At 64.7% G+C, this 26,797-nt stretch carries 26 protein-coding genes and 1 tRNA gene; 10 read left to right on the top strand and 17 right to left on the bottom strand.

Going from position 1 to position 26,797, the window contains the following annotated elements:
- Window positions 1-34: 34 nt before the first annotated feature.
- The 8 genes from ACUXVX_RS05790 to ACUXVX_RS05755 form a co-directional block, all read right to left on the bottom strand.
- Complete coding sequence (locus tag ACUXVX_RS05790; RefSeq protein WP_222495539.1) at window positions 35-1,057, bottom strand: ABC transporter substrate-binding protein; 1,023 nt, start codon at window positions 1,055-1,057, stop codon at window positions 35-37.
- Window positions 1,058-1,502: 445 nt separating this feature from the next.
- Window positions 1,503-2,783 (bottom strand): TRAP transporter large permease, encoded by a 1,281-nt coding sequence (locus ACUXVX_RS05785; protein WP_222495540.1) that lies wholly within the window; start codon window positions 2,781-2,783, stop codon window positions 1,503-1,505.
- Window positions 2,780-3,292, bottom strand: a complete 513-nt coding sequence (locus tag ACUXVX_RS05780) for a TRAP transporter small permease (RefSeq protein WP_446310762.1) — start codon at window positions 3,290-3,292, stop codon at window positions 2,780-2,782. The genes ACUXVX_RS05785 and ACUXVX_RS05780 overlap by 4 nt, the downstream gene beginning before the upstream one ends.
- A complete protein-coding gene (locus ACUXVX_RS05775) occupies window positions 3,289-4,089 on the bottom strand; it encodes a maleate cis-trans isomerase family protein (RefSeq protein WP_446310761.1) in 801 nt (266 codons plus the stop codon). The genes ACUXVX_RS05780 and ACUXVX_RS05775 overlap by 4 nt, the downstream gene beginning before the upstream one ends.
- Entirely contained in the window at window positions 4,086-5,051 is a 966-nt protein-coding gene (locus ACUXVX_RS05770) for a TRAP transporter substrate-binding protein (protein ID WP_446310760.1), read from the bottom strand. Before ACUXVX_RS05770 ends, ACUXVX_RS05775 begins: the two co-directional genes overlap by 4 nt.
- A gap of 294 nt (window positions 5,052-5,345) precedes the next feature.
- Window positions 5,346-6,281 (bottom strand): 2-hydroxyacid dehydrogenase, encoded by a 936-nt coding sequence (locus ACUXVX_RS05765; protein ID WP_446310759.1) that lies wholly within the window; start codon window positions 6,279-6,281, stop codon window positions 5,346-5,348.
- Window positions 6,278-6,721, bottom strand: a complete 444-nt coding sequence (locus ACUXVX_RS05760) for a type II 3-dehydroquinate dehydratase (RefSeq protein WP_446310758.1) — start codon at window positions 6,719-6,721, stop codon at window positions 6,278-6,280. Before ACUXVX_RS05760 ends, ACUXVX_RS05765 begins: the two co-directional genes overlap by 4 nt.
- Before the next feature lie 82 nt (window positions 6,722-6,803).
- A complete protein-coding gene (locus ACUXVX_RS05755) occupies window positions 6,804-8,093 on the bottom strand; it encodes a flavin-containing monooxygenase (RefSeq protein WP_446310757.1) in 1,290 nt (429 codons plus the stop codon).
- A 201-nt stretch (window positions 8,094-8,294) separates the two neighbouring features.
- Between ACUXVX_RS05755 and ACUXVX_RS05750 the strand changes: the two genes are divergently transcribed.
- Complete coding sequence (locus ACUXVX_RS05750; protein ID WP_446310756.1) at window positions 8,295-9,542, top strand: MFS transporter; 1,248 nt, start codon at window positions 8,295-8,297, stop codon at window positions 9,540-9,542.
- 6 nt (window positions 9,543-9,548) lie between these two features.
- Here ACUXVX_RS05750 and ACUXVX_RS05745 read toward each other — a convergent pair whose 3' ends face one another.
- The gene (locus ACUXVX_RS05745; protein WP_446310755.1) at window positions 9,549-10,607 is read right to left on the bottom strand and encodes an AbrB family transcriptional regulator; all 1,059 of its coding nucleotides are present in this window, start codon (window positions 10,605-10,607) and stop codon (window positions 9,549-9,551) included.
- A 92-nt stretch (window positions 10,608-10,699) separates the two neighbouring features.
- On the opposite strand from ACUXVX_RS05745, the gene ACUXVX_RS05740 reads away from it, so the two are divergent.
- Entirely contained in the window at window positions 10,700-11,380 is a 681-nt protein-coding gene (locus ACUXVX_RS05740; RefSeq protein ID WP_446311509.1) for a GntR family transcriptional regulator, read from the top strand.
- 82 nt (window positions 11,381-11,462) lie between these two features.
- Here ACUXVX_RS05740 and ACUXVX_RS05735 read toward each other — a convergent pair whose 3' ends face one another.
- The 4 genes from ACUXVX_RS05735 to ACUXVX_RS05720 form a co-directional block, all read right to left on the bottom strand.
- Window positions 11,463-13,043 carry an ATP-binding protein gene (locus ACUXVX_RS05735; RefSeq protein WP_446310754.1) on the bottom strand — a complete coding sequence of 527 codons (1,581 nt, stop codon included), beginning with the start codon at window positions 13,041-13,043 and terminating at the stop codon, window positions 11,463-11,465.
- Between the two features lie 214 nt (window positions 13,044-13,257).
- Window positions 13,258-13,605, bottom strand: coding sequence for a hypothetical protein (locus ACUXVX_RS05730; protein ID WP_446310753.1), 348 nt, complete (start codon window positions 13,603-13,605; stop codon window positions 13,258-13,260).
- Complete coding sequence (locus ACUXVX_RS05725; RefSeq protein WP_222495549.1) at window positions 13,605-14,549, bottom strand: response regulator; 945 nt, start codon at window positions 14,547-14,549, stop codon at window positions 13,605-13,607. The genes ACUXVX_RS05730 and ACUXVX_RS05725 overlap by 1 nt, the downstream gene beginning before the upstream one ends.
- A 135-nt stretch (window positions 14,550-14,684) precedes the next feature.
- Entirely contained in the window at window positions 14,685-16,121 is a 1,437-nt protein-coding gene (locus ACUXVX_RS05720; RefSeq protein WP_446310752.1) for a sensor histidine kinase, read from the bottom strand.
- Between the two features lie 289 nt (window positions 16,122-16,410).
- Between ACUXVX_RS05720 and ACUXVX_RS05715 the strand changes: the two genes are divergently transcribed.
- Window positions 16,411-17,049 (top strand): acyl-homoserine-lactone synthase, encoded by a 639-nt coding sequence (locus ACUXVX_RS05715; RefSeq protein WP_446310751.1) that lies wholly within the window; start codon window positions 16,411-16,413, stop codon window positions 17,047-17,049.
- A gap of 103 nt (window positions 17,050-17,152) precedes the next feature.
- Window positions 17,153-17,557: a response regulator gene (locus tag ACUXVX_RS05710; protein WP_222470459.1), complete on the top strand. Its 405-nt coding sequence runs from the start codon at window positions 17,153-17,155 to the stop codon at window positions 17,555-17,557.
- A 64-nt stretch (window positions 17,558-17,621) separates the two neighbouring features.
- Here ACUXVX_RS05710 and ACUXVX_RS05705 read toward each other — a convergent pair whose 3' ends face one another.
- Window positions 17,622-18,659, bottom strand: a complete 1,038-nt coding sequence (locus tag ACUXVX_RS05705) for a response regulator (RefSeq protein WP_446310750.1) — start codon at window positions 18,657-18,659, stop codon at window positions 17,622-17,624.
- 250 nt (window positions 18,660-18,909) lie between these two features.
- Window positions 18,910-18,986 (bottom strand) — tRNA-Arg (locus ACUXVX_RS05700).
- 106 nt (window positions 18,987-19,092) lie between these two features.
- On the opposite strand from ACUXVX_RS05700, the gene ACUXVX_RS05695 reads away from it, so the two are divergent.
- The 4 genes from ACUXVX_RS05695 to arsB are packed head-to-tail and all read left to right on the top strand — an operon-like array spanning window position 19,093 to window position 23,190.
- Window positions 19,093-19,938 carry an arsenate reductase/protein-tyrosine-phosphatase family protein gene (locus ACUXVX_RS05695; protein ID WP_446310749.1) on the top strand — a complete coding sequence of 282 codons (846 nt, stop codon included), beginning with the start codon at window positions 19,093-19,095 and terminating at the stop codon, window positions 19,936-19,938.
- Complete coding sequence (locus tag ACUXVX_RS05690; RefSeq protein WP_446310748.1) at window positions 19,935-20,933, top strand: ArsJ-associated glyceraldehyde-3-phosphate dehydrogenase; 999 nt, start codon at window positions 19,935-19,937, stop codon at window positions 20,931-20,933. The genes ACUXVX_RS05695 and ACUXVX_RS05690 overlap by 4 nt, the downstream gene beginning before the upstream one ends.
- The gene (gene arsJ / locus ACUXVX_RS05685; RefSeq protein WP_446310747.1) at window positions 20,930-22,186 is read left to right on the top strand and encodes an organoarsenical effux MFS transporter ArsJ; all 1,257 of its coding nucleotides are present in this window, start codon (window positions 20,930-20,932) and stop codon (window positions 22,184-22,186) included. The genes ACUXVX_RS05690 and arsJ overlap by 4 nt, the downstream gene beginning before the upstream one ends.
- Window positions 22,183-23,190, top strand: coding sequence for an ACR3 family arsenite efflux transporter (gene arsB, locus ACUXVX_RS05680; protein ID WP_446310746.1), 1,008 nt, complete (start codon window positions 22,183-22,185; stop codon window positions 23,188-23,190). The genes arsJ and arsB overlap by 4 nt, the downstream gene beginning before the upstream one ends.
- On the opposite strand, the gene ACUXVX_RS05675 is transcribed toward arsB, so the two are convergent.
- A complete protein-coding gene (locus ACUXVX_RS05675) occupies window positions 23,187-23,498 on the bottom strand; it encodes an ETC complex I subunit (protein ID WP_222470465.1) in 312 nt (103 codons plus the stop codon). The two genes, arsB and ACUXVX_RS05675, sit on opposite strands and share 4 nt — an antisense overlap.
- Before the next feature lie 181 nt (window positions 23,499-23,679).
- Here ACUXVX_RS05675 and uvrB point away from each other — a divergent pair, with 181 nt between their 5' ends.
- Both uvrB and ACUXVX_RS05665 read left to right on the top strand, forming a co-directional pair.
- On the top strand, window positions 23,680-25,887 hold the full coding sequence (gene uvrB, locus ACUXVX_RS05670) for an excinuclease ABC subunit UvrB (protein ID WP_446310745.1): 2,208 nt from the start codon (window positions 23,680-23,682) through the stop codon (window positions 25,885-25,887).
- A gap of 91 nt (window positions 25,888-25,978) precedes the next feature.
- Entirely contained in the window at window positions 25,979-26,206 is a 228-nt protein-coding gene (locus ACUXVX_RS05665) for an excalibur calcium-binding domain-containing protein (protein ID WP_446310744.1), read from the top strand.
- A 222-nt stretch (window positions 26,207-26,428) separates the two neighbouring features.
- On the opposite strand, the gene ACUXVX_RS05660 is transcribed toward ACUXVX_RS05665, so the two are convergent.
- Window positions 26,429-26,713, bottom strand: coding sequence for a TFIIB-type zinc ribbon-containing protein (locus ACUXVX_RS05660; protein WP_446310743.1), 285 nt, complete (start codon window positions 26,711-26,713; stop codon window positions 26,429-26,431).
- Window positions 26,714-26,797 lie beyond the last annotated feature (84 nt).

The raw sequence follows: 26,797 nt of genomic DNA, 5'->3' as shown, positions 1-26,797 counted from the left end.
CCGGGGGGTGAGGGCCCCGGCCCGGCGGGGGATATCAGTTGGCGATCATGTTCTCGGAGAACCACTTGCGCCATTCGGCGGTCTTTTCGGCGCGCAGGGCGTGGGGGATGATCAGCGTCTGGCTGTCCCACTGCTCGGCGGTGGTGAAGACGCCCGGAAGCTCGGAGACCTCGGCGGGAAGCTCGACGCCAGTCACGACCGGGCTGCCCTTCTTGATCTTGGCGATCTCGGCCTGCACCTCGGGGTCGAGGGCCGCGTTGATGAACTGATAGGCCAGCTCGGCCTTCTCGGTGCCTGCGGTGATACCCATGGTATCGACACCCAGAACCGCGCCCTCGGAGGGGATCGCAAGCTGGATATCAACGCCCTCGTTCTGCATGTGGTAGGCGTTCATCGAGAGCAGGATCTGCACGGGCGTCTCGCCGGTGGAGATCAGCTGCTGGGAGTTGGCATCGTTGGTGTAGAAGGCCTTGAAGTTGGGCTTGAGCGCCATCAGCTTTTCCTGCCCGGCTTCCCAGTTCTCGGCATCGGCGCCTGCCAGCATGGCGGAGACGGCGATGATGTGGGAGGGGTCGAAATCGGGCGCGGCGATGGAGGCCTCAAGCTCGGGCGACCACAGATCCTCCCAGCTGTCGAAGTCGATGCCTTCGGGCAGCATGTCGGGGCGGTAGCCGATGGTGTAGACATAGGCCCATGCGCCGATGTGGCCGGGGCTGATCTTGGCCTGCTCCACGAGGTTGGCGGCGTTGGGGATCTTGCTCATGTCGAGCTCTTCGAAGAGCTCCGCGTTCTGGTAGAGCCAGCCGATGTGCGAAGTGGTGAAGGTCACGTCGCTCTCGGGGCTGTCGGCGTTCATCCGGGCGGCGTTGAGCCGGTCGATGGTGCCGCCGGTGATATACTCCACCTCGACGCCGGTCTCTTCGGTGAACTTCTTGGCGATGGTGGCGTCGATCAGGTCGCGGAACGAGCCGCCCCATGTGCTGACGGTGAGGGTTTCGGCCCCGGCGGAGGTGCCGAGGACGGTGAGCGCCAGGGCGGCGACGAGAGGATGTTTCATGTGGGTCTCCATGTTGTCGGTCTGCGGCGGCGGGGCCGCCTTTGGGTCAGGGGGTGGAGGCTTCGGAGCGGCTCAGCGATGCGACGGTCCTGCACCGCTCCCCTCGTCGATCCATCATGCTGCCCCCTTCCGTGGTGCCTGTTCCAATGCCTAAGAAGTTTGCAGACCGGCGCGGCGGGGGACATTTCAATAATCCTTCGCGCTGGCAAGGTTTCTCCGAAGGCGCGGGGCATGGCGTTGAATTTACTGGGGTTTGGCGCAAGGTGGGACGTTGCCTGCTGAACCACCCGAATGCACGTGATGGATTTTTGGGCGGTCGCCGGGGCGCTCTGCCCAAGATTTCCGCCCTGCAGGAGCGGCCCGAAATGGCGGTTTGCAGACAGCAGAAGGGGCACCCCCGGAAGGATGCCCCTGAGTTCTGGCCGGATGGGTGGCTGCAGGGCCCTTACATCAGGAAGCCGGGCAACCAGAGCGAGAGTTGCGGGACCAGCACCAGCAGCAGCAGCAGGCCGATGAGGGCGAGGAGGAAGGGCATGTTGGCGCGGGTCACGGCCAGCACCTCCTCCTGCCCTATTCGGGCGGCCACCAGCAGGGCGAGCGCCACGGGGGGCGTTACCTGTCCGATCGCGACTGTCACTACCATCAGCACGCCGAAGTGGACCAGATCGACATCAAGCGTGAGCAGTGAGGGCAGCAGGACCGGCATGATCATGGGGATCAGCGGGTCGAGCACCATGCCTGCGACGAGGGCGAGCAGCAGCAGCACGAGGATTTGCAGCACGTCGCTCTCGAAGGGGAACATCACCTGCATCAGCTCGGCCAGTGCCATCGGCACGCGGGCCTGGCTGAGCGCCCAGCCGAGCGCGGTGGAGAGGCCCACCACCATGAGCACCTCGCCGGTGAGCACGGCGGCATCGACGGCGACGCGGTAGAGGCCGCGCAGGTCGAGGCTGCGGTAGACGCCCATCGACAGGAAGAGCGCGTAGGCCACGGCGAAGGCGCCTGCCTCGGAGGGGGTGAAGAGGCCGAAGACGAGGCCGCCGAGGATCAGCCCGGGCATGCCCATCGGCAAGATCGCGGCCCGGCCGGTGCGCATCAGCTCGGTCCACTCGAAGCTTTGCGCGGGTTTCCAGCCGTGCTTGCGGGCGAGCAGGCCGACGGTGAGCATGAGCACCAGCGCCATCAGCAGGCCGGGCACCGCGCCCGCGAGGAACATCGCGCCGAGCGAGGTGCCGGTGACGGCGGAGTAGAGGATCATCGGCGAGGAGGGCGGGACCAGCACGCCGATGCCCGAGGAGGTGGCGGTGAGCGCGGCGGAGAACGGGCCTGGGTAGCCCGCCTGCTTCATCTTGGGGATGACCACCGAGCCGCTGCCCGCGAGGTCGGCCACCGAGGTGCCGATCATGCCGCCGAACATCAGGCTGACGCCGACGTTCACATGGGCCAGCCCGCCGCGCATCCAGCCCAGCAGGGCACCGGCGAAGGCAAAGAGACGGTCGGCGATGCCGCCCGCGTTCATGATGCCGCCAGCGAGGATGAAGAGCGGGAGGGTCACGAGAATGGGGTCTGAGAGGCCAGCCAGGGTTTGCTGCGGCATGGCCAGCATCCAGCCGCCGGAGAAGGTGAGGAAGACCACCACCGAGGCGGCGAGCGCGACGATGATCGGGAAGCCTGCAATCGCCAGCCCGCAGAGGGTGAGGATGGTGGCGGCGGCGAGGCCCATCATGGCCGCGCCCCCCGTGCCAGAAGCTGCGCCGCGCGGAAGAAGAGCACCGCGCCCATGCCTGCCATCGCCAGCATCAGGGCCGAGATGCCGAGGCCCTTTGGCATGCGCAGGATCGGCGTGACATCACCGCCGAAGAGGCCGAGGTAGGCCTTGATCTGCCAGGCGAAGAAGCCGAGCGCGCCTGCGCCGATCACGCCGCAGGCCACCGCCAGAAGGCGGCATGCACGCGGCGGGAGGCGGACGACGAGCACGTCGCAGGTAATGAGGGAGCCGCGGATCGCGCCGAGCAGGAGGCCTACGGAGGCGACCCAGATCATGGCGGTGACGACCAGTTCCTCGCTCCACGGCAGGGGATTGCCGAAGAGGTAGCGGCCTAGTGCGTTGGCCAGCACCAGAAGGGCGATGCCGCCCATCAGCGTGGCGGCCAGCGCCTCCAGTCCGCGCGTGGCCCAGCGGCCCGCAGCGCCGCCGGGAGGCGGCGCATCGGTTTGTTGACCCGCGCCGATCATGCACGCGGCTCCGGCAGGGGCTGTTTGAAGAGCTGGCCGTAGCCGGGGCAGTCATCTTCAATGCCCGCGAGGCGCAGGGCGTGCCAGAAGGAGGATTGCACCGCACTCACCACCGGCTTGCCCAGTTCCTTTTCCAGCGCGTCGATCACGCCCGCGCTGCGGAAGTTGGTGCAGCTGATGAAGACGGCCTCGGCCTCGGGCGTGTCCATCTCGCAGATCATGTCGAAGATCTTCTCGAGCGGGACTTCGGCCAGCGCCTGATCTTCGCTGATCCTCAGGTTGTCGCTCGCCAGCACCTTGTGGCCGTTCTCCTCGAGAAAGCGGATGGCGCGGGCGTGGACTTCATCCACGTAGGGCGTGGCGAGAACGACCGGCCCGGCGCCCACTGCGGCAAGCCCCGCGAGCGAGGCGGTGGAGGCGGTGTTGACGGCGATGCCCGGCGCCCAGTCCTTCATCTTCTCGATCAGCGCCTTGTCGTAGGCGGTGCCGTGCAGGAAGGAGGCCGAGGTGCCGCCGAAGCAGAGCACATCGAGCGGGGCGGAGGCGAGCAGGCGGGCGGATTGCTCCAGCTCGGGGGCATCCATCATCGCCTGAATGCCCTCGACCGTGACCTTGGGCAGCTTGATCCGGTTGGTGTGGACCGAGACGCCCTCGGGCGCCATCGCCCACATCTCGTTTTCCATAACCACTGAGGAGGCCATGAAGATCAGGCCGATGCGGGCGCGGTATCCGTCGCCGTCATACACGAACGCGGGGGCCTTGCGGCCCCCGGTCTTGAGGTTTTTTGCGCCGGTCACTTCAGGCTGCCTTCCACTTCGGTGAGGAACTCTTCGCCGACGATGGCGGCGAACTCGGCACGCAGCGGGGCGGCGGCCTCCTTGAAGGCGGCGAGGTCGGGGGTGTTGACCTTCATGCCCGCGGCTTCGAACTCGGCGACGAGCGAGGCGTCGCTTTCATCCGACTTCACCCGCGTGGCCTCGGCGCCGGCCTTGGCGGCGGCGGTCACGGCAGCCTGCTCCTCGGGGGAGAGCGCATCCCATGCCGAACCGGCCATGGCGAGGGTGATGGGGGTGTAGACGTGGTTGGTGAGCGAGACGAACTCCTGCACCTCGTCGAAGGAGAACTCCTGCACGACCGAGAGCGGGTTTTCCTGCCCGTCGATCACGCCCTGGCGCAGAGCGACGTAAACCTCGCCCAGAGGCATCGGGGTGGGCGCGGCGCCGAGCGCGGTGAAGGCCATGATGCGGGTTTGCGAGCCGGGGGTGCGGAGCTTCAGGCCTGCGAGGTCGGCGGGCGTTTCGATCGGGCGGACGGAGTTGGAGATGGCGCGGAAGCCCAGTTCACCGAAGGCCAGCACCTGAAGGCCGGTGGTCTCGCGCAAGGAGGCGGCAAGTTTTTCGCCCAGAGCGCCATCGAGTGCGGCGCGGGCGGTGGCTTTGTCATCGAAGAGGAAGGGCAGATCGAAGACGGCGAACTTGCTGTCGAGCTCGACCACGTCGGAGCCGAGCGGCACCACGTCGATCTGGCCTGCGCGGAGCAGCTCGGTCAGGGCGGCCTCGTCGCCCAGCGCGCCGCTTTCGTAGAAGTCGGGGGTGAAGCCGCCGCTTTCGGTGAGCGTGTCGCGGAAGGTGGTGAGCATCAGGTTGAGCGGATCGCCCGGCGGGGTTTCGACCGCCATCTTGATCGGCGTCTCGGCCATCGCGTTGCCCATGGGCAGCGCGGCGAGGGCCGTGGCGAGGGCAAAGGAAAGAAGTTTCATCGTGGTCTCCCGTTGGTGCGCTCTGGGCGCGTGGTCCGCCTTGGGGGCGGGTTATGGTGGAGACCGGGCGCAGGGCGCATCTGGACAGGAAGGGGTTGGCCCGGCGTCCGGTCATGGCTCAAGGCTGCGGAGCGGCGCGAATTCCAACAACTTGTATATTCCTTTTCGCTGCTTAGGCTTTTCCGTTCCCGGCGATAAATCCCTGTCAAACAACGAAAAACGCGGCCCTAGCAGGGCCGCGTTGCGAGAGCGAAAAATCGGGCCGCCCAAAGTTTGGTCAACCGTGCGCGAAAATCAGTAGCCGCGCGCAGGGTCCACGCGGTTCTCGACCGGCCGGCCTTCGGCCATCGCATGGATGTTCGCGGCGATCTGAGCGGCGGCGGTTTGGGGGATGGCGACCGAGGCGAGGTGCGGGGTGACGAGGACGCCGGGCATTTGCCAGAGCGGGCTGGTCTCAGGCAACGGCTCGGCGGCGAAGACATCGAGCGTGGCGCTGCCGATCTGGCCGCTCTGGAGCGCCGAAACCAGCGCCGGTTCATCCACGATTTCGCCCCGCGAGACGTTGACGAAAGCGGCGCCCGGTTTGAAGGCCCCGAGCAGGTCCGCGTCGATCATGCCGCGGGTGCCGGGGGTGAGGGGTAGCATGCAGACCACGATATCGGCGCGGGCCAGCAGCGGGTGAAGGGCCTCGGGACCATGGTGGGCGGCGACGCCGGGAATATCCTTGGGGCGGGTGGCCCAGCCGTGGGTGTCGAAGCCCTGCCGCGCGACCTCTTCGGCAGCCAGACGGCCGAGTTCGCCGAGGCCGAGGATGGCCACGCAGGTTTCCGCCGCGCGTTTGGGGTGGCGGTAGGACCAGCGGCTCTCGCGCTGCGCCGCTTCGAAATGCGGGATCTCGCGGGCGTGGCGGAGGACGGAGAAGAGCACGAAACCGGCCATCATCCGGCCCATCTCGGGGTCGGAGAGGCGGGTGACGGGCACGTTCGGCAGGTCATCGCGGGCAACGAGTTGATCGACCCCGGCGCCGAGGTTGATGACCATCGAAAGGTTGGGGAAGCGCGCGAAGAAGCCTACGGGGGGCTTCCAGACCAGGGTGTAGCGGACGCGCTCGGGTTCGGTGATATCCTCGGCGCGGGCGATCTCGATATCCGGCAGGTGGGGCGCCAGCGCATCGCGCCACGGCTCGAAGGGATCGACGGCGGAATAGAAGGCGAGGATATCGCGGCTCATGCCCCCTCCCCCACCATCTCGCTCATGGTGGTGAGCGCCAGCAGGTAGCCGCGGACGCCGAGGCCCGCGATGATGCCGGTGGCGACCTTGGAGATGTAGGAGTGGTGCCGGAAGGGCTCGCGCTTGTGAATGTTGCTCATGTGGCATTCGAGGATCGGGCCGTCGAAGGCCATGAGCGCGTCGAGGATGGCGATGGAGGTATAGGTCAGCCCGGCGGCGTTGATGATGATGCCCTGCGCATCGAGCCGCGCGGCCTGAATCCAGTCGATGAGCTGGCCCTCGTGGTTGCTTTGCAGAAAGTCCAGCTCGAGCCCGAGAGCCTTGGCTTTATCATGGCACTTCTGCTCGATCACCGGAAAGCTGTCTGACCCGTAGGTGCCGCTGGGATCGAGGCCGTAGAGGTTGGCGTTGGGGCCGTTGAGAAAGACGATCTTGGGCATGGCGTCCCTTTCGGAGTGGGTCAGAAATGCGTTGACCGGCGCGGGGCGGCGCCGGTCATGAAGGGGTGGTTTGTGCGGGGCTTCACCCGGCGCGGCGGGCTACGAGGGTTCCCGGCACAGGCATGTCCTTTTCATAGGCCGTGTAGTTGCGCTGCACCATCACGTGGGTGGCGAGATACTTGGCATCATACCAGCAGCCGTAGATGAAGGAGGAGGCCCGGTTGGTCAGCTCGGGCAGGCCGAGAAAATAGATGCCCGGCTCGGCGGAGATGCCGCGCTTGTGGAAGGGCATGCCATCGCGGAAGGCGCCGGGCACGTCGAGCCATGTGAAATCGAACTTGAAGCCGGTGGCCCAGAGGATCGAGGTGATGCCGGCCTCTTGTACATCAAGCTCCAGCACCGGGTTGGTCACACAGTTCGGGTCTGGCTGGATCTCCCAAGCTTCGGGCTCTTCGGGCAGGTCGATGCCGTTGCGGGCCACGTACTCATCAGCCTCGCGGAGCACGTCGAGATAGGCGCGGTCGCCCTCTGCGAGGTTTTGCACCAGATCGTCGGCGAAGGTGAGCTTGCCGTTCTCGTAGGTCTGGGTCAGGCCCAGCACGGTGATGCCCATATTGCCGAGGCGGCGGAAGTCGATGGTCTTGCCTCCGTCGTAACCGCTGACCGCGAAGGCGACGTGCTTCTTCTTGGCGTCGATCTTGATCTCGTCCCATTTGCCGAGCACGCCGAGCCACCAGCAGTAGTCGCGGGCGCGGTAGCTGCGCGGGGGGCGGTAGTGCTCGCCGATGGAGAGGTAGACCTTGCGGCCCGCGCGCTGCAGCTCTTCGGCGATCTGCGAACCGGATGCACCGCCGCCGACTACCAGCACGGCGCCCTCGGGCAGTTGGCCGGGGTTCTTGTAGGCGGAGGAGTGGAGCTGTGTCAGACCGGCGCTCTCGGGCACGATCTGCGGCATGGCGGGGGCCTGGAAGGGGCCGGTGGCGGCGACCACGCGCTGCGCCTCGATCACGCCTTCGGAGGTTTCGACCCGGTAGCCCGGTTTGCCCTCGGCGCGGCGCACATGCTTGACCTCGACGCCGGTGCGGATCGGTGCGTCGATCATCGAGGCGTAATCCTCGAAGTAGCGGGCCATCCGCTCTTTCGCAGGGAAGCTGTCGGGCTCGACATCGTTGAATTCCATGTTCGGGAAGCGGTCATGCCAGGCGGGGCCGTTGGCTACCAGAGAGTCCCACCGCTCCGACCGCCAGCGCTCGGCGACCCGGTTGCGCTCCAGCACGAGGTGCGGAATGCCCAGATCGCGCAGGTGCTCGCTCATCGCGATGCCCGACTGTCCGGCGCCCACGATCAGCGTATCGGTGGTTTCAACTGTCATGTCACGTCCTTGAAATGGCTCTTCACACCCGGGGGCCATGGCGGCCGACCGGCAAAGTTTTCCTTTCGCAAAACGTGGCGTTTGGGGCTGAAAGTGGAAAGTAGAATATTCCTTGGCAACGGAGAGGAAAATCATTGTGTGCAAAGCGGCCGATCCGGGTCAGCTATGCTGAAAGCCCGATCACGCCACAGGAGGCCCATGATGCTGAGCGTTCTTGCCGACCGGACCTATCGCCACCTGTTCCTTGCCCAAGTAGTGGCCCTGCTGGGCACCGGGCTGGCCACGGTGGCGCTGGGTCTGCTGGCCTTCGACCTCGCCGGAGAGGGCGCGGCGATGGTGCTGGGCACGGTTTTTGCGATCAAGATGGTGGCCTATGTCGGCATCGCGCCCATTGCCGGGGCTTTTGCCGAGCGGGTCAACCGACGCCGCCTGCTGGTGGCGCTCGATCTGGTGCGGGCGGCCTGCGCGGTGGCGCTGCCCTTTGTCACCGAGGTCTGGCAGATCTACCTGCTGATCTTCGTGCTGCAGGCGGCTTCCGCCGCCTTCACCCCGACGTTTCAGGCCACCATCCCCGATGTGCTGCCGGAGGAGGCGCGATACACCCGGGCGCTCTCGCTTTCGCGGCTGGCCTATGACCTTGAGAACATCATCTCCCCCACCCTCGCGGCGCTGCTGCTGGCGGTGATGGCGGGGAGCACGCTGTTTGTCGGCACGGCGCTGGGGTTTGTTGGCTCGGCTCTGCTGGTGGGCTCGGTGATCCTGCCCAGTCCGAAGCCGGCCGCGCCACGCGGGATATACGACCGCACCACGAGGGGCATCAGGATCTATCTCGCCACGCCGCGGCTGCGGGGGCTGCTGGCGCTCAATCTTGTGGTGTCGGTGGCGGGGGCGATGGTGCTCGTCAACTCCGTGGTGCTGGTGGTGGGGCTGCTGGGGCGGACGGAGACGGCGCTGGCATGGACGATGTTCGCCTTTGGCGCGGGGTCGATGGTGGCGGCGCTTATCGGGCTTGCGGTGCTGGTGCTGGCTGCCGGGTTGCACTGGGGTGTGTTGCTGGCCACTTGGGCCGTGGTCGGGCTGGGATATGCCGCCGTGCTGACCCCCTCGGGCCGGTTGCTGCGCCGCTCGGCCCATGCCGAGGACCGCCCTGCCCTTTTTGCCGCGCAATTCGCCCTCAGCCACGCCTGCTGGCTGCTGACCTACCCGCTTGCGGGCTGGCTGATGACGGCCCTCGGCACGGTGCCCACGTTACTCGTGCTCGCGGTGCTGGCGGGTGCGGGGCTGCTGGCCTGCCTGCTGCAATGGCCCGCAGGTGATACCGGATCGGAGGCGATGGAGCACACCCATGACAACCTGCCGCTCGATCACCCGCATTTGCAGGGCCACCGGACACACAGCCACGCGCTCGTCATCGACGATATCCACCCCCGCTGGGCCTCGCGGTTCTGACAGGGTTCAGGCGCCGGGACGGCGCTTTGTAATCAGCCGTGCCACGATGGGCGCGCCAAGGATCACCAGCAAGATACGGGTGAGGTGGTGGGTGATGACAAAACCAAGGTCGGCCCCGGTGACGATGGCGAGAACGGTCATCTCTGCCTGTCCGCCGGGGGAGAAGGCGAGAAAGGCCTCGACCGGGTGGCCGAGGCCCAGTGCGGTGACGACCACGGTGAAGAGCGCCGCCAGCACCGCCAGCAGCATCACATAGGCGACGCCTGCGGCCACGACCTTTCGGATTTCGGCCAAGGTGATGCCGGTGAACTGCACGCCGATGCCGCAGCCAATGAAGAACTGCGCGAAGAGGATCGCTTCGCGCGGGGGGCGGGTGTGGATGAGGTCGGTCAGCGAGAGCGCGGCAGTCACGATCAAGGGGCCGAGGATGGAGGCGCCGAAGAGGCCGATGCGCTCGCCGCCCTTCCAGCCGATGAAGGCTGCCGCCACCATCAGGCCCAGCTCCTGAAGCGGCAGGCTTGCTGCCGGGGCGCCGATCGGGTTGGTCAGCCCGGCGCCGTAGACCAGCGTGAGGAAGATTGGCGCGAGCGTGACGATGATCAGGATGCGGGTGCCGTGGATCAGCGCCAGCGCGCGCGGGTTGCCGCCTGCCTCGGTGCCGAAGATCACCATGTCCTGCAGGCCGCCCGGCATGGCCGAATAGTAGGCGGTGGGCGCATCGAAGCCCCAGACCCGGCGGAAGAAGGGCACTCCGATCAGGCCGATGAGCGCGATGTAGAGCGGCACCAGCGCGACGGAAGCCGCCATCGCGGGAAGCTGTGCAAAGAGCGCGGGCGTTATCGAGGCGCCGACTGCCACGCCAAGGATCGTTCGCGCGCCGACCGAGACCTGCCCGAAGCCCTTGAGCGGTGCGCCCAGCAGGGCCGCGATGAGGCAGGCCGACATCGGGCCGAAGAGGAAGGGCAGCGGCAAGTCGGCCAGCCAGAACACCGCCGTACCGACGGCGGCGAGGCCGAGGGTCAGAAGCCGTTGGCGCAGGGGAGAGGAGAAGGCGGCAAAGGTCACGGAGGCTCCGGATTCGGGCAGTTGATCTGCCTTGGGTGCGACTGTATACACTTGGATACATTATCCGCAATCCGATTGTGACCGGGGCCGAGATGGACGAAACCGACGATCTTCCGCAGCCCGGCTCGCAGGGCGAAACCACCTATCAGCGCCTGCTCGACGAGGTTCGCGCCGGACGCCTGAACCCCGGCGACCGCTTGCGCGAGACCGAGCTTGCCGAGCGGCTGGGAGTCTCGCGGACGCCGGTGCGCGAGGCGATTCGGCAGTTGGAGGCCGATGGCATCGTCACCCATGTGCCGCGCCGGGGTGCCGCGATCCGCACGCTGGGATATGCGGAGGTGATGGAGCTTTACGAGATGCGCACGGTGTTGGAGGGCACGGCGGCGCGGCTGGCGGCCCGCGCGGCCTCGGATATAGAGATCGAAGAACTCATCGACATGAACCGCGCGCTGGAAAAGCTCGGCCCCGGACCGGAGGCCTTTGTGCTGAACCGCCAGTTCCATGCCGCCCTGCTCGATGCCGCGAAGAACCGCTTTCTGGCCCGCTCCATCGCCGGGCTGCACAAATCGCTGATGATCCTTGGACCGACCACGCTCACCGAGCCTGCCCGTGCCACGGAAGCGGTGAAGGAGCATGAAGAGGTGCTGGAGGCGCTTCAGGCGCGGGACGGCATCCGGGCCGAGGCCGCCATGCGCGCCCATATCGAGATGGCCCAACGCGTGCGAGTGCGCGCCCTGCGTGCCTGCCCGCCGGTGGAGGGCGAGGGGCTGTAGCGGGCGCAGATCGGCATCAGGGCAGGGCGCGGATTAAGGCGAACCGCAGCGTAGCGCCACGATAGCGCGGCACGGGCTGCGCTCAGAACTGAACCCGGAAGGTCGTGCCCTTGCCGGTGGCTGTTTCGAAGTCGAGGCTGGCGCCGTGGCTCTCGACGATGGCCTTGGCGATACCGAGGCCGAGGCCGGTGCCCGAATGGCCATTGGAGTAACTCTCGGGCGCGCGGGAGAACCGCTCGAAGAGCCTTGGACGAAGCTCCTCGGGGATGCCCCGGCCATGATCCCTGACCCAGAAACCGGGCCGCGTGGCGCTGGTGCCCAGCACCACGGACGCCCCCGCCTCCGAGGCCTTTACGGCGTTGGAGACGAGGTTGGTCAGCACCTGAAGCAGCCGGATTTTGTCGCCGACGACCTGGCCCGGTTCGGGGCCGTCTGCGTCGAGCTTCAACTCGACACCGTGCTGACGGGCGAAGGGGCCGAGATCTTCGATGGCATTTGCAAGCAAGGGCTCCAGATCGACGGGCCGCATATCCGACGGCACTCGCCCGGCAGAGAGGCGCTCGAAGTCGAGCAGATCGCCCACGAGGCTGGCGACCTGATCGAGGTTGCGGTCGGCGATGTCGAGCGTTGGCTGAAGCGGGGGAGAGAGCCTTTGCCGTTCGGCGTTGAGCAGTTTTACCGCGGCATGGGCTGCGGTGATCGGCTGGCGCAATTCGTGCGATACGGTCGAGATCAGCTCTGCGCGGGCTTTGTCGAGCGCCTTGCGGTGGGTGATGTCTCTCAAAACGCCGAGAAGCCCGAGTCGCTGACCGCCGGGCTGACGAAGCGGGGCCACGAACAGCTCACCGGGGAACAACTCGCCATTCCGGCGCTTCACCTCCAGTTCGATCCGGCCGTCGCCTGACTCTCTGACCTTCTTGTAGATGTCTTCGCCCTGCCGGTCGAAGGAGTCCTGATCGGCGAAGAACATCGAGGTGGTCTGCCCGATCATTTCGCCCTTGGTGAAGCCGAAGGTCGCCTCTGTTGCGCGGTTCACAAGCGTCAGGCGGCGGTTTTCGTCGACGGCGATGATCGCGTCCGGCACGGTTTCGATGATGGCATTGAGCACCATCGTCTTTTCGGCCAGCTCCTGCGTCCGCTTCTCCTTGAGCCATTCCTGCCCGAGCCAGCGACCGAAGAGGTCGACGAGGTCTTTCTCTTTGTCGGAGAAGGGCGTTCTGGCGTCCGGTCCGGAGAAGTTGAGCGTGCCGACGCGCTCGTGTCCGACCCGGAGCGGCACGCCGATGTAGCTTTCGAGACCGAAGGAGGTGTAGCAGGGATGCTCGGCGATTTCGGACTGCCCGGCGTGGTGAAAGTAGCGCACCGCATCGGCCGCGAGGGTGTGCGTGCAGTAGGTCTCTGCCAGATCGAACTCCGTGCCAGCGGCGGGCGCCCAATCTTCCCCCTCGACGTGGTCGATCCGGTAATTGGCATCTTCGATCCGGCTGACGATGCCGAGCGGCAGCTGCAGGGCCTCGCACCCGAGCGCGAGCAGCTCCGACACCTTCTTGGAAAAGGCGAGGTCAGGATCCAGCGAAAGGTAGAACAACTGGCGGAGGGCATGATCATGCCTCGCGTCCGCAGGCAGATCGCCCTCGGGCGCGCTATCGACTTGTTTTAGCACCGCAACTCCTCGCCTCATCGCTCTTTTTTGCGCGCAAAGCTGGGTGAGGCGGCGGTATCTGTCAATGGCCGCTTCCCCTGTTGGTTGTGGGGCCGCCGGAACGTTGTGGAAGTGTCACGTGGAGAACGATGAATGCGGCCACCACGAGGGCAGCCGCATCCATCCGGTGCCTTTCGGTCCGGCTATCCTTCCTCGGAGGGGAGAGGAATGGGGGTCAGGCGTGGAGGGCTTGGCGCATCTCCGAGACGAAGTTGGTCACAAGCCCATCGAGCGCGCCGATTTCGGTGCGGGCGCCGAGTTTGATTTCGAGGTCGAGGGCGCTGCGGCCAAGCTTCGGGAAGCTGAGGGTCTCGGCGACGCCGAAGATGCGGTGCGCCCGGCGCGCGAGGCCGCCTGCCAGCTCAAGCCGGTCTTCGTCGCACTCCAGCTCGCAGAACTCTTCGAAGGCGGCGATGTGATCGGGAAGGGAGGCAAGGAAGGCCGAGCGCACAGGGGCCAGCATGGCGGCAAAGGCTTTTGCTGGCTCATCTCGCTGCGAGGCGTTGTTGCTGAAACCGTCCATCAGGCAGATCTCGCTCTGGAATACCCGTGCATGGTCGGCCGGGCGCGCGCAGAGAGCAAGGCCTCGTCGATCCCCTCGTCGATCGAACGGCGGGCGAAGATCGAGCCGCGCATCGCCTTGCCGACCCGGACGATCGGCACGGCGTCGATCAGATAGGCCTCCTGATAGGCCTCGAGCGCGGTGTTGATCTGGCTTTCCAGTTGCTCGGGCGAGGCGAGGTAGATCGCGGAGGAGACGGCGATGAACTCGCCGCTGCCGGCATAGGCGACCATGAGGTTTTGCGATTTCAGGGTTTCGACGATGACTTCGCCCACGTCGGCCATGATATCGAGAAAGTCTTCATCATTGGTGCGCACGAAGATGTTGGCGGCGTTCTCGACGCAAATACCGATGCGCTGGCTCAGGGCGTAGCGCGGGCGGCCGATGGCCTTGAGGTAGTTGCGGAGCGCCATGTAGGAGATCAGGCCCTTCACGTCGGGCGGCGTGAGGGCATCCTCATAGTCGATCTGGTGCTGCAGGTTGGTGGCGGCGGCGAGTTGCTCTTGCACGGCATTCGCGCGCAGGCGGCTCTCGTGGACCCGTTGGATCGACGACAGCCGCGCCTTGAACTCGAGCGCGTCGAGCGGCTTGGTGATGTAATCGACCGCGCCGGCCATGAAGGCCTGGTCGATGTATTGCCGGTCCGACAGGCCGGTGACCATGACGATCTGGGTGCGCCCCTCAGGGTCCATCGCCCGCAGGATGCCCGCGAGCTCGATCCCGTTCATCTCGGGCATCTGGATATCGACGAAGATGCAGTCGAACGGAACGGTCTGCGTGCTGACGAGCCGCAGTGCCTCCTGCCCGGAAGCGGCCATATCGAGATCGGCGATATCGTGGTGGCGGAGAACGGCCTCGAATGCCGCTCTGAAAATTGGATCGTCGTCAACTGCGAGGACTTTCATTCTGTCCCTCCTTCTACTTAAGGGATTCTTAAAAACGGATTGCGGCAGAAATGGGTTCACGCTTGGGTTGTGAGAGGTTTTTATCGATTTCCCTTAGGTCAGCTTGGCACGGCCCTTCAGGGACAGGTTTTTCGCTCAAACGGCGAGGTTGGAAATGGCTGATGCAGGGGCCTGCGGCGCCTCTGCGCCCTCGTCCGATTCGGCGTTGAGGCTGGCTGCGCCGGACGGGTCCAGGTTCATCTCAAAGTAGAACGTGGCCCCCTTTCCAGGGTTGTTGTGGTAATCGATGCGCCCGTCATGGGCCTGCATGATCTGCTTGGAGATGTTCATGCCCAGCCCGGTGCCGCCGATCTTGCGGGTGTCGGACGAATCGACCTGGCTGAACTTGTCGAAGACGCGCTCGCGGTCCTGGTCGGTGAGGCCCGGCCCCTGATCAGTGACCGAGACCCGGGCGATATCGCCCTCGGTCTCCACCACGACGCGCACGGTGCTGCCCTCGGGGCTGAACTTGGCGGCGTTGGACACGATGTTGGTCAGAACCTGCTCGATCCGCGCTGCATCGCCAACGACCGGCACAGGCCTGTCGTCATGGCTACAATCGAGCCGCACACCGAGACGCGCGGCATAGGGCCCGTTGGAATCGACCGATTGCTCGACCAGCTCGCGCAGGTCGAAGGGCTTCATCCGGAAGGGCATGCGCCCGGCTTCGATCTTCTGGATATCCAGAATCTCATCGATGAGTTCGATCAGGCGACTGCAATTGCGCTTGGCGATCCCCATGACCTGCTGGGCCTGATCGCCAATCTGGCCGAGATGGCCTGCATGGGCGAGGTCGATTGACCCCTTGATCGAGGTGAGCGGCGTGCGCAGCTCGTGGCTCATGGTCGAGATGAACTCGCTCTTGGCCTTGTAGGCCTGCTGCGCCTTCTGGTTCTCGACTTTCAGCGCGTCCACCTGATCGAGGCTGCCGCGGTAGAACGACAGATAGACCCGCGAGCAATCGATCACGAAGTAGAGCACGAAAAGGCTGGTGAAGAGCTGCGCCCAAAGCTCCGATGTGACCGGGGCAGAGGTGACCCAGATGTCGTAGACCGGAATGAAGATGAAGGTGGCGGCGTAGAGCCCGAGGCGGAGGATGAGGATGGGCAGCACATGGTGGTTGTTCATTGCCGCAAAGAGGGCCGCGGCAAAGAGGAAGAACAGCGACATGAAGTGCGCCCCCGGCCCCTGCGCCTGAGCGATGGCGATCGAGTAGAACACGATGACCGAGGCGCTCAGCGCGGTGCCGAAGTAGAGCTGGCTCAGCAGGCTCTTGGCGACCACGGCGTCGCGCCCGTTCCATGCGAGGACGCGCCGGAACACCATGAAGTCGTAGATTTCAGACAGGGCGATCAGGATGCCCGTCGTAACTGCGAGAGCGATGCTGTAGTAGTAACCCGCAAGCCCGAGAGCCGCCGCGAAGATCATCTGACGCTGCCAGACGAGCTTTCGCCCGACCTCAGCATAATCCTTCATCTGCTCGGCCCGCACGACGTTCCATCGTTTGCCAAGCTCGGGAACCAGTCGGTTCATACCCTTGTCCTACTCGCCTCTTCGGGTCCGTTGCGCGAGACTGCTATCGCCGCGCGACCGGTGCCTTTGCGACACACTCATAAGTCGAGTACGCGGCTTACGTGGCGAGAATGTGGCAAAAGCTTGCAACCAGCTAGATGACTGGTTTGCGAGGGAATCTACCAAGGGTTGGCGCAACATGGGGCGAATACACGGTTTTCAACACGCGAAGGCCGAACGAGTATTTCCGGAACTGTTAACACCGGGCGTTGTAAGACACTTCACACACAAAGAGCAGGTGCCGCGCCGCGTGCCCCCTGCAAAGCCGGTGGAAACCCCGGCGCAAACCGGCCTCAAAGCCACATCCATGTCTTTGGAGACCATGCACCTGTATGGAGACCTGATGGTCAAATACCTTCAGGCTCGCCGGCAGGTGTTTATCGTTTCGAAAGGCTGGCGCCTCTCGGAAACGCGGGGCATGGAGTTTGACCAGTACGACACGCCCGAGGCCCGGTGGATCGCGGTTCATCAGGACGGGGAGGTGCTGGCCGGCATCCGGATTGCGCCCACCACAGCCCGCTGCGGGCTTCATTCCTACATGATCAGAGATGCGCAGCTTGGCCTGTTGCAGGGCTTGCCGCTCGACCCGCTCTTTGCCGAAGCGCCTGTCTCCGACACGATCTGGGAGGCCACCCGACTGTTCCTGCTCGATACCGTGCCCGCCGAGCGCCGCGCCGAGGTTCAGCGCGTGCTGATGCTCAAGATGGCCGCCGCCGCGCGCGAAGAGGGCGCGGACAGCGTGATCGGGATCGTGCCGGCCGTGTTTCAACGCTGGCTGAAGAGAATCGGGATGGATGCGGTGCCGGTTGGCCCCCGCTTCGAGCTGGACGGCGACCGCTCTCAGGCAGCCATGTTCAACGTCAGCAATGCCACAGCGCCGCAAATCTGACGCGGTAAGTCAGCTTTCGAGCTTTTGTTAATAGCGGTTTTCCACTACCCTCAGTTGCACGCCCGCAACACATGGAGTGCGATACAGCACACTGACAACCGGAATGACTGAAGGTGAACTGAAACAGCCCCGCGTTCTGCACGTGGACGATGACGACGACATCAGGGCGATCACCCAAATCGCGCTGTCGGTCGTGGGCGGACTCGACGTTTTGCAATGCGCGAGCGGCGAGGAGGCTCTGGAGGTTGCCGAGGGTTACCGGCCGGACCTGCTGTTGCTGGACGTGATGATGCCGGACATGAGCGGCGAGGAAACCCTTGCGAAGCTCCGGCTCTTGTCAGGCCTGGAGGCCACGCCGGTCGTCTTCATGACGGCGAAGACCCATTCGGATGACGTGGATCATCTGATGGAGCTTGGCACGAAAAAGGTCATCTCCAAGCCGTTCGATCCGCTGTCGCTGGCCAATGAGGTCGTCGATGTGTGGAAGGACAGCCAGAGAAGCGCCTGAGACGGGGCAAGCTTGCCCCCTGCCTTAGCGCCTTGGTGCCAAGCGGGTGCGTGGCAAGTTGTTCTTATGAGGCTTGGCTGGCCACGGGCCGCGGGCGCCGACGCGCTCCCAGCCGAGGGCGTTTGGGCACGATATGGCCGGGGCGGGGCTTTGACAGATCGGGCAGCGCCTTCAGACGCAGCACCAACCTGTCTTCGCTGGCCGTGGCGATGGCCGTTCTGAGGGTATCGACACAGGTCTTGCCGCTCTCGACCTTTGGCCGGCCGACGCGGGTCATCGAAAGCTGCACCACGCGGGGGCCATCCCCCAGAGCCGGTGTTTCGACATTCCAGAAGAACGGCTCGTAGAGGTTGCGGTTGAGGTCCTGCCGGCCACGCCCCACCACCACACAGCCAAAAACGCCGTCTCCGGCGTGGGCGATGAAGTGCTGGCTCGGCGCGAGCTTGCGCGATACGCTTTGCACCACGTCCCTTATCAGGGCGTCGTAGCTCACAGCGTCGGCATCTTCATATAGGTTCTCGATGCCCTCGATCCGCAGGGCAAAGGTTTCGATCGCAAAGAGGTTGCCCGGCAGGAGCGACAGAACTCGCTCAAGGTCTTTTTCCGACAGACAGGCCGGCACATCCTCCACCACGAAGGCCTCTTCCAACGGCCTGCGGGCGGAAGCGCCCAAGCGGGAGGCAAGCTGGGCTGCCGACCGTTCGAGCCCCACCGAGATCCGCATCTGCTCCGTCAAAAGCCGGGCCGTCCGGATACGGGCGCCAAGCTCCAGCCCCCGAAGGGGTTTGGTAACGTAATCCGTGGCGCCGGCCTCGAAGGCGCCTTCGATGGAAGCGTCGTCAAGCTTGGCGGTCAGCATCAGAATCGGGGTGATCTCATAGCCTGCGACCGCGCGGATCTGGCGGCAGAGCTCGATCCCGTCGATGCCCGGCATGTCGATGTCGAGCAGCACGCAATCGAAGGCGCTCTCGGCCTCATCGATGCGCTCCTTGGCCTCCGGCGCAGAGAGCGCGGTTTCCAGCGCGTCATAGCCCGCAGCCGCCAGAACAGACTGCAGAAGCTGCAGGAAGGTTTTGTCGTCATCGACTGCGAGGATCTGCAATTTTGGCTCCTTTGTTTCCATTGGCCCTGCCAGAAGCATCCGACAGATGACCGACGCAACGACCGCACAATCTATGCGGGTCCGCTAACGCAGAAGTTGTTTAATGATTATGTCAGAAGCTTGGCCCGTTTGGGCTCTTTATCCGCCCTGACGCTTGGTTAACCGTGTGGGTTTGCCATGTTTCGGAGTGAAGATGGAGGAGCGGGGGTCAGGAGATCCTTCACCAGCGATAGCGCTTGCATCGGCAGGCTGGCGATCCCACGAGGACTCGAACCCCGAACCTGCTGATTAGAAGTCAGCTGCTCTATCCAGTTGAGCTATGGGACCGCTCGCGATGTGGTAGCCCGGCGGCGGGGGCCGGTCAACGTGGGGCGGGTGGGCTGTCATGGAAGTGTAACTTGGCCTCAGCCATTATTTCGCATATTCGTGAAATATGGAAACACTGATTCCCGACCGTCTGACCACCTTGGGCCACCCGCAGCGGCTGGCGCTCTTCCGGCTGTTGATGCGCCGCTATCCCGACAGCCTGCCTGCCGGGGAGATCGCGGTGGCGCTGGGGCTGAAGGCCAGCACGCTCAGCGCCTATCTTTCGGCGCTCCAGAATGTGGGCCTCATCTCGCAGACGCGTGCGGGCACGTCGCTTCTCTACGCGATCAACATGGCAGGCGTGCGACAGACCTTCGAATACCTGCTGCTCGACTGCTGCCGGGGCCGCCCGGAGCTTTGCGCCACCTTCCCCGACCTCCTCACCGAAGGACATGCTCCCATGACCGACCGCACCTACAACGTGCTTTTCATCTGCACCGGAAATTCCGCCCGCTCGATTTTTGCCGAGACACTGCTGCGTTCTATCGGCGGCGATCGGTTCAATGCCTATTCCGCCGGCACGCGGCCCAGCTCGGAGCTGAACCCCTTTGCGGTGCGGCTGCTGGAGGACAAGGGGCATGACATCTCGCATCTGCGGGCCAAGAACGTGAGCGAGTTCACCGGCGCGGAGGCCCCGCATCTCGATTTCGTTTTCACCGTCTGCAATCAGGCCGCCAACGAGGAGTGCCCGGCCTGGGAGGGTCAGCCGATCAGCGGGCATTGGGGCATGGAAGACCCGGTGAAGGTGGAAGGCACGGATGCGCAGAAGAGCCTCGCCTTCCAGCAGGCCTATGGCGCGCTGAAGCATCGGATCACCGCTTTCACCGCCCTGCCGCTCGAAACGCTGGACCGGATCGCGCTGCAATCTGCCGTTGATGAGATCGGTCGCACCCAATCGGAGGCCCCGGCATGACCACCTATGCGCTCAACGGCCTTGGCCGGATCGGAAAGCTCGCCCTGAAGCCGCTGCTGGCGCAGGGCTCAAAGATTGCATGGATCAACGACGCGGTGGGCGATGCGGCGATGCATGCGCATCTGCTGGAGTTCGACACGGTGCATGGCCGCTGGGATGCGGGGTTTGAAAGCGACGCAGAGAGCGTGACGATTGATGGTGTGCGCCTGCCGTTCATCGGCACACGCGATCTGGCGGAACTGCCGCTGGAGGGCGTCGACGTGGTGATCGATTGCACTGGGGTGTTCAAGAGCGAAGCCAAGTTAGCGCCCTATTTCGAGGCGGGCGTAAAGAAGGTGGTGGTCTCAGCTCCGGTGAAGGACGGGCCCACGGCGAATATCGTGATGGGGGTGAACGACGCGAGTTATGACGCCGCCGCGCATTCCATCGTCACCGCCGCCTCCTGCACCACCAACTGCCTCGCGCCGGTGGTGAAGGTGATCCACGAGGGGCTGGGCATCAAGCATGGCTCGATCACCACGATCCATGACGTCACCAACACGCAAACCATCGTGGACCGCCCGGCGAAAGACCTGCGGCGGGCGCGGTCGGCGCTCAATTCGCTGATCCCTACCACCACCGGCAGCGCCACGGCGATCACGCTCATCTATCCCGAGCTGAAGGGGCGGCTGAACGGCCATGCGGTGCGGGTGCCGCTGCTCAATGCCTCGCTGACCGATTGTGTGTTCGAGGTGGAGCGGGAGACGACGGCGGAAGAGGTGAATGAGATGTTCCGGGTCGCCTCTGAGGGGGCCTTGAAGGGCATCTTGGGCTATGAGACGCGCCCGCTGGTCTCGACCGATTACACCAATGACCAGAGGTCCAGCATCGTCGATGCGCCCTCGACGATGGTGGTGAACGGGACGCAGGTGAAGGTTTATGCGTGGTACGACAACGAGATGGGCTATGCGCACCGGCTGGTGGATGTGGCGATGATGGTGGGAGCCTCCTTGTGAGCAAGCCGGAGGGGCTTTCGGCCTATATCGCCGTTACGGCGGCCTATTGGGCCTTCATGCTGACGGATGGCGCGCTGCGGATGCTGGTGCTGCTGCACTTTCACACGCTGGGGTTTTCGCCTGTACAGCTGGCCTATCTCTTCGTGCTCTACGAGATCGCCGGGATGGTCACCAACCTCTCCGCCGGGTGGATCGCGGCGCGCTTCGGGCTGGTCTCCACGCTCTATGCCGGGCTCGGCCTGCAGGTGGTGGCGCTGCTGGCGTTGACGCTGCTCGATCAGGGCTGGGCGGTTGGCGCCTCGGTCGCCTTCGTGATGTGCGTGCAGGGGGCGAGCGGGGTGGCGAAGGATTTGGCGAAGATGTCGTCGAAATCCGCGGTAAAGCTGCTGGCACCGAGTGAAAAGGGTGGACTGTTTCGCTGGGTGGCGGTGCTGACAGGCTCCAAGAACGCGGTGAAGGGGGTGGGCTTTCTGCTAGGCGCGGCGCTGTTGGCGGTTGTCGGCTTCACCGGGGCGGTTTTGGCGATGGCCGTGGTTCTGGCGGCGATCTTGGCTGCGATCGTGGTGCTGATGCCGAGCGGGCTGCCGACGGGCCGGAAGGGCGCGAAGTTCTCGGAGGTGTTCTCGAAATCGGCAAACGTGAATTGGCTCTCCGCCGCGCGGGTGTTCCTGTTCGGCGCGCGGGACGTTTGGTTTGTGGTCGGCATCCCGATCTACTTCTACGCCGTGCTCTCGGACGGGACGGAGGCAGGCAACCGGGCGGCCTTTTTCATGATCGGCACGTTCATGGCGGTCTGGGTGATCCTCTATGGCGTGGTGCAGGCCGCTGCGCCGAGGCTGCTGCGCGCGGCCTCGCGGGATGAGGCGGATCTGGTGCGGGCGGCGCGAAGCTGGGCCGGGGCGCTGACCCTCGTGCCTGCCGCGCTCACCGCCGCGGTGCTGGCCGCGCCCGGGCCGCAGCCGTGGCTGACGGGCACGCTGGTGGCCGGGCTTCTGGTGTTCGGCGCGCTCTTTGCCGTCAACTCCTCGCTGCATAGCTACCTGATCCTCGCCTTCACCAAGTCGGAGCGGGTGACGATGGACGTGGGCTTTTACTACATGGCCAATGCCGGCGGGCGGCTCTTGGGCACGGTGCTTTCGGGGCTCACCTACCAGATCGGCGGGCTGGCGCTCGTTCTAGGCACCGCTGCCGCGATGGTGGCGCTGGCCGCCCTGCTCTCTGGCAGGCTGGATTCAGAGGCGGTGGCGGCATGAGCGTTTTCGAGCGGTATCTGACCCTTTGGGTCGCGCTGGCCATGGCCGGCGGTATAGCTCTTGGCGCAGCCTTGCCGGGGCTGGTGGAATTGGTCGCGGCGGCGGAGGTGGCGCGGGTCAACCTCGTGGTGGCCGTGCTGATTTGGGCGATGGTCTACCCGATGATGGTGGGCGTGGACCCTGCCGCGCTGAAGACGGCGGTGAAGCAGCCCAAGGGGCTGGCGATCACTCTGGCGGTGAACTGGCTGATCAAGCCCTTCACGATGGCGCTCCTGGCGGTGCTCTTCTTCGACCATGTCTTCGCCGCGTGGATCGCGCCGGAGGACGCGGCGCAATACACCGCCGGGCTGATCCTGCTGGGCGCGGCGCCCTGCACGGCGATGGTCTTCGTCTGGTCGCAGCTGACCAAAGGCGATGAGAATTACACTCTGCTGCAGGTCAGCGTGAACGATGTGGTGATGGTCTTCGCCTTTGCCCCCATCGTCGCCTTTCTGCTCGGTGTGACCGATATCGAGGTACCGTGGGAGACCCTATTGCTCTCGGTGCTGCTCTTCGTGCTGCTGCCGCTGGTGGCCGGTGTATTCACTCGCAAGCGGCTGGCCACAGAAGCGCGGATTGCCGGGTTTCAGGCGCGGGTGAAACCGTGGTCGGTGATCGGGCTGATCGCTACCGTGGCGATCCTCTTTGCGCTCCAGGGCAGCACCATCCTCGACCGGCCACAGGTGATTGCGCTCATCGCGGTGCCTATCGTGATCCAGAGTTACGGGATCTTCGTGGTGGCCTATGCCGCCGCCTTCGCGCTGAAAGTGCCGCACCGGATTGCCGCGCCCTGCGCACTGATCGGCACCTCCAACTTCTTCGAGTTGGCGGTGGCGGTGGCGATCTCACTCTTCGGGCTGAACTCTGGCGCGGCACTGGCCACGGTGGTGGGTGTGCTGGTGGAGGTGCCGGTGATGCTCTCGCTGGTGGGGTTTGCCAACCGGACGCGCGCGCGCTTCGCCTAGTGCGACCAGGGCTCGCGGCGGGCGGTGGCGAAGTTTTCGCCGTAACCGCCCGGGCGGATCTTGGGCTTGCGCTTTTGCGGCTCGGTCACCTGCACCTCGATGCCGTGCTCCTTGGCATAGTCCAGCGCCTCTTCCTTGGAGGAAAACCGGAGCCGCACCTGAGCTTGCGTATCGCCCGAGCCGGTCCAGCCCATGAGCGGGTCAAGCTCACGGCTCTCGGCGGGGGCATAATCGAGCACCCAACCCTTGGTCTTGGCGGTGCCGGATTGCATGGCCGTCTTGGCGGGCTGGTAGATGCGGGCGCGCATGGGCGGATCTCCTGGCTCTGTGCGCCTGACATATGGGCGAAAATCCCTGTGCCGTGCAAGGAGAAAGCCGGAAAAATGCCCCGGAGCGCCACCCTGACAGGCTCCTGACATGAAGGTGTCAGGAGCGGGGGTTGAACCTTTGGCCTGAGCACGCACATTGGGAGCAAAGGAGCGCCGCCCTATGCCCTATGCCCATAACGATGGCTCCGAGAGCCAGCCGCCGATCCTGCACTCCCCTGCCCCCGACGTGAAAACGCGGGAGAAGCTGGAGGGCGGGAAGGCCTTTGTCATGCACACAGAGTTCGCCCCGGCGGGCGACCAGCCTACGGCGATCGTGGAGCTTTCGGAGGGGGTGAAGGGCGGCGAGCGTGATCAGGTGCTGCTGGGCGCCACCGGCACGGGCAAGACCTTCACCATGGCCAAGGTCATCGAAGAGACCCAGCGCCCGGCCATCATCCTTGCGCCCAACAAGACACTGGCGGCCCAACTCTATGGCGAGTTCAAGGGGTTCTTCCCCGACAACGCAGTGGAGTACTTCGTCAGCTACTACGACTACTACCAGCCAGAGGCATACGTTCCGCGCTCGGACACCTATATCGAGAAGGAATCCCAGATCAACGAGCAGATCGACCGGATGCGCCACTCGGCCACCCGGGCGCTGCTGGAGCGCGATGACGTGATCATCGTGGCCTCGGTCTCCTGCATCTACGGCATCGGCTCGGTCGAGACCTATGGCGCGATGACGCAGGACCTGCATGTCGGCAAGGACTACGACCAGCGCAAGGTGATTGCCGACCTCGTGGCCCAGCAGTACCGCCGCAACGATCAGGCTTTCCAGCGCGGCAGCTTCCGGGTGCGGGGCGATGCGCTGGAGATCTGGCCCGCACACCTCGAAGACCGGGCATGGCGGCTCTCGTTCTTCGGCGAGGAGCTGGAGGCGATGGTGGAGTTCGACCCGCTGACCGGCGAGAAGGCGGGCAGCATGGACCGGGTGCGGATTTACGCGAACTCCCACTACGTCACGCCGAAGCCGACGATGCAACAGGCGGTGAACTCCATCAAGAAGGAGCTGCGCCAACGGCTCGACCAACTGGTGGGCGAAGGCAAGCTGCTGGAAGCGCAGCGGCTGGAACAGCGCACCAACTTCGACATCGAGATGCTGGAGGCCACCGGTGTCTGCAACGGGATCGAGAACTACTCGCGCTACCTGACGGGCCGCGCGCCGGGCGAGCCGCCCCCTACCCTCTTCGAGTTCATTCCCGACCATGCCATTGTTTTCGCGGATGAAAGCCATGTGTCGGTGCCACAGATCGGGGCGATGTACAAAGGCGACTACCGGCGCAAGTTCACGCTGGCCGAGCATGGCTTCCGCCTGCCGAGCTGCATGGATAACCGACCCCTCAAGTTCGAGGAATGGGACGCGATGCGGCCCCAGTCGGTGTTTGTTTCGGCCACACCGGCGGCATGGGAGATCGAGCAGTCGGGCGGTGTGTTCGTGGAGCAGGTGATCCGGCCCACGGGGCTTCTGGACCCGGTGATCGAGATCCGGCCGGTAGATACGCAGGTGGATGACGTGATGGACGAGATCCGCCAGGTCTCGGCCAAGGGTTTCCGCACGCTGGTGACGACATTGACCAAGCGGATGGCGGAGGACCTCACGGAATATCTGCACGAGCAGGGCATCAAGGTGCGCTACATGCACTCGGATATCGACACCATCGAACGCATCGAGATTTTGCGCGACCTGCGGCTCGGGGCCTTCGATGTGCTGGTGGGCATCAACCTGCTGCGCGAGGGGCTCGACATTCCGGAATGCGGGCTCGTGGCCATTCTGGACGCCGACAAGGAGGGCTTCCTGCGCTCGGAGACCTCGCTGATCCAGACGGTGGGCCGCGCCGCGCGAAACGCCGAGGGTCGGGTGATCATGTATGCCGACAAGGTCACCGGGAGCATGGAACGCGCGATCCGCGAGACCGACCGGCGGCGGGCCAAGCAGATGGAATACAACGAGGAACACGGGATCACCCCGGAGACGGTGAAGAAGAACGTCGAGGACGTTCTGGCCGGGCTCTACAAGGGCGACGTGGACATGAACCGGGTGACGGCGAAGGTGGATTCGGTCGGGACCGGCGCGAACCTTCAGGCGCATCTGGATGCGCTGAGGGTGCAGATGCGCAAGGCGGCGGAGAACCTCGAGTTCGAAGAGGCCGCGCGGCTGCGGGACGAGGTGAAACGGCTGGAGGCGGTTGATCTGGTGGTGTCATCAGACCCGCTGGCACGTCAGTCGGCGGTGGAGGCTGCGGTGGAGGCCGGGAAGAAGGCTTCGGGTCGAAGCACGGCCGGGCGGCCGGGGCAGCGTGGGGGGAATGTTAAGAGGCGTGGGAGGTAGCTAGCGCAGAAATGTTCTTTCCAGCCACTTGATCACGTCCCTGTGAGCCACCACGTTAACGAATATTAATAATTCGTTAATGTAGGTCCAAATGCTCCGCAAAATAGTTTTCGCTATCGCCCTGCTTTCACCGGCTCATCTCTTCGCGCAAGGCTGTCACACCAGTTATCAGGGAGCTTGTGTTCCCATAGCGTCGGACGTCGACTGCGCCGGCGGAAGGGGCAATGGGCCTGCATATGTAAGGGGGCCCGTGTATGTTGTTGGTCCGGACGTCTATGGACTGGATCGAGATGGTGACGGCATAGCCTGCGAAAAGTAGTTTTCAATTGGATGAGCAAAACTCCCACCTTAATCAAAAAGAAATCATAAACCTCGTCCTTAACGAAGCGAACCTCGCCATTACGCTTCGTTTCCTGCCACGTCGGCACACTCCTTTAGATTTACCCGTTGTGCCGTTGTCAGTCGTCACCTGACCAGTTCATGCGTCAGGCGTAGAGGGCTATTGGGGCAAGCCCACTGGCGAGCCCCATTCCGCTAGCCCTCAGAAATCAAAGATATCCCCCAGCATCGCGCCCATGCCCTTCTTTTTGCGCTTGCCGTGATACTTGCCGTCCCGGTCCTTGCCGTAGCGGCGGTAGTCGTCGTCGTCATCGTCGTCCCAATCGCGGGTCCGGCGGTCTTCGTAGGGCTCGCGGCGGGGGTCTTCGCGGCGGGGGGCGGCTTCAAATGAGCTGCGCTCGATGATCTTGTCGAGTTCACCCCGGTCGAGCCAGACGCCACGGCAGGTGGGGCAGAAATCGATCTCGATGCCGGAGCGGTCGGCCATGGAGAGAGGGGTTTTGCAGTGCGGGCAGTCCATTGAATTATCCTTGTAGCGCGATGCGTTACAGGACAGGTAGGCACCGCCTGC

It is taken from the genome of Vannielia sp. SX4 (assembly GCF_052828525.1).
The sequence above is the reverse complement of the archived record's forward strand: the minus strand, read 5'-3'. Positions and strand labels throughout refer to the sequence as shown.

Coding starts and splice junctions, on each gene's coding strand:
- ACUXVX_RS05790 (WP_222495539.1), bottom strand. CDS start 1,057: ATGAAACATCCTCTCGTCGCCGCCCTGGCGCTCACCGTCCTCGGCACC.
- ACUXVX_RS05785 (WP_222495540.1), bottom strand. CDS start 2,783: ATGATGGGCCTCGCCGCCGCCACCATCCTCACCCTCTGCGGGCTGGCG.
- ACUXVX_RS05780 (WP_446310762.1), bottom strand. CDS start 3,292: ATGATCGGCGCGGGTCAACAAACCGATGCGCCGCCTCCCGGCGGCGCT.
- ACUXVX_RS05770 (WP_446310760.1), bottom strand. CDS start 5,051: ATGAAACTTCTTTCCTTTGCCCTCGCCACGGCCCTCGCCGCGCTGCCC.
- ACUXVX_RS05765 (WP_446310759.1), bottom strand. CDS start 6,281: ATGAGCCGCGATATCCTCGCCTTCTATTCCGCCGTCGATCCCTTCGAG.
- ACUXVX_RS05760 (WP_446310758.1), bottom strand. CDS start 6,721: ATGCCCAAGATCGTCTTTCTCAACGGCCCCAACGCCAACCTCTACGGC.
- ACUXVX_RS05755 (WP_446310757.1), bottom strand. CDS start 8,093: ATGACAGTTGAAACCACCGATACGCTGATCGTGGGCGCCGGACAGTCG.
- ACUXVX_RS05750 (WP_446310756.1), top strand. CDS start 8,295: ATGCTGAGCGTTCTTGCCGACCGGACCTATCGCCACCTGTTCCTTGCC.
- ACUXVX_RS05740 (WP_446311509.1), top strand. CDS start 10,700: ATGGACGAAACCGACGATCTTCCGCAGCCCGGCTCGCAGGGCGAAACC.
- ACUXVX_RS05730 (WP_446310753.1), bottom strand. CDS start 13,605: ATGGACGGTTTCAGCAACAACGCCTCGCAGCGAGATGAGCCAGCAAAA.
- ACUXVX_RS05725 (WP_222495549.1), bottom strand. CDS start 14,549: ATGAAAGTCCTCGCAGTTGACGACGATCCAATTTTCAGAGCGGCATTC.
- ACUXVX_RS05720 (WP_446310752.1), bottom strand. CDS start 16,121: ATGAACCGACTGGTTCCCGAGCTTGGCAAACGATGGAACGTCGTGCGG.
- ACUXVX_RS05710 (WP_222470459.1), top strand. CDS start 17,153: ATGACTGAAGGTGAACTGAAACAGCCCCGCGTTCTGCACGTGGACGAT.
- ACUXVX_RS05695 (WP_446310749.1), top strand. CDS start 19,093: ATGGAAACACTGATTCCCGACCGTCTGACCACCTTGGGCCACCCGCAG.
- ACUXVX_RS05690 (WP_446310748.1), top strand. CDS start 19,935: ATGACCACCTATGCGCTCAACGGCCTTGGCCGGATCGGAAAGCTCGCC.
- arsB (WP_446310746.1), top strand. CDS start 22,183: ATGAGCGTTTTCGAGCGGTATCTGACCCTTTGGGTCGCGCTGGCCATG.
- ACUXVX_RS05675 (WP_222470465.1), bottom strand. CDS start 23,498: ATGCGCGCCCGCATCTACCAGCCCGCCAAGACGGCCATGCAATCCGGC.
- uvrB (WP_446310745.1), top strand. CDS start 23,680: ATGCCCTATGCCCATAACGATGGCTCCGAGAGCCAGCCGCCGATCCTG.
- ACUXVX_RS05665 (WP_446310744.1), top strand. CDS start 25,979: ATGCTCCGCAAAATAGTTTTCGCTATCGCCCTGCTTTCACCGGCTCAT.
- ACUXVX_RS05660 (WP_446310743.1), bottom strand. CDS start 26,713: ATGGCCGACCGCTCCGGCATCGAGATCGATTTCTGCCCCACCTGCCGT.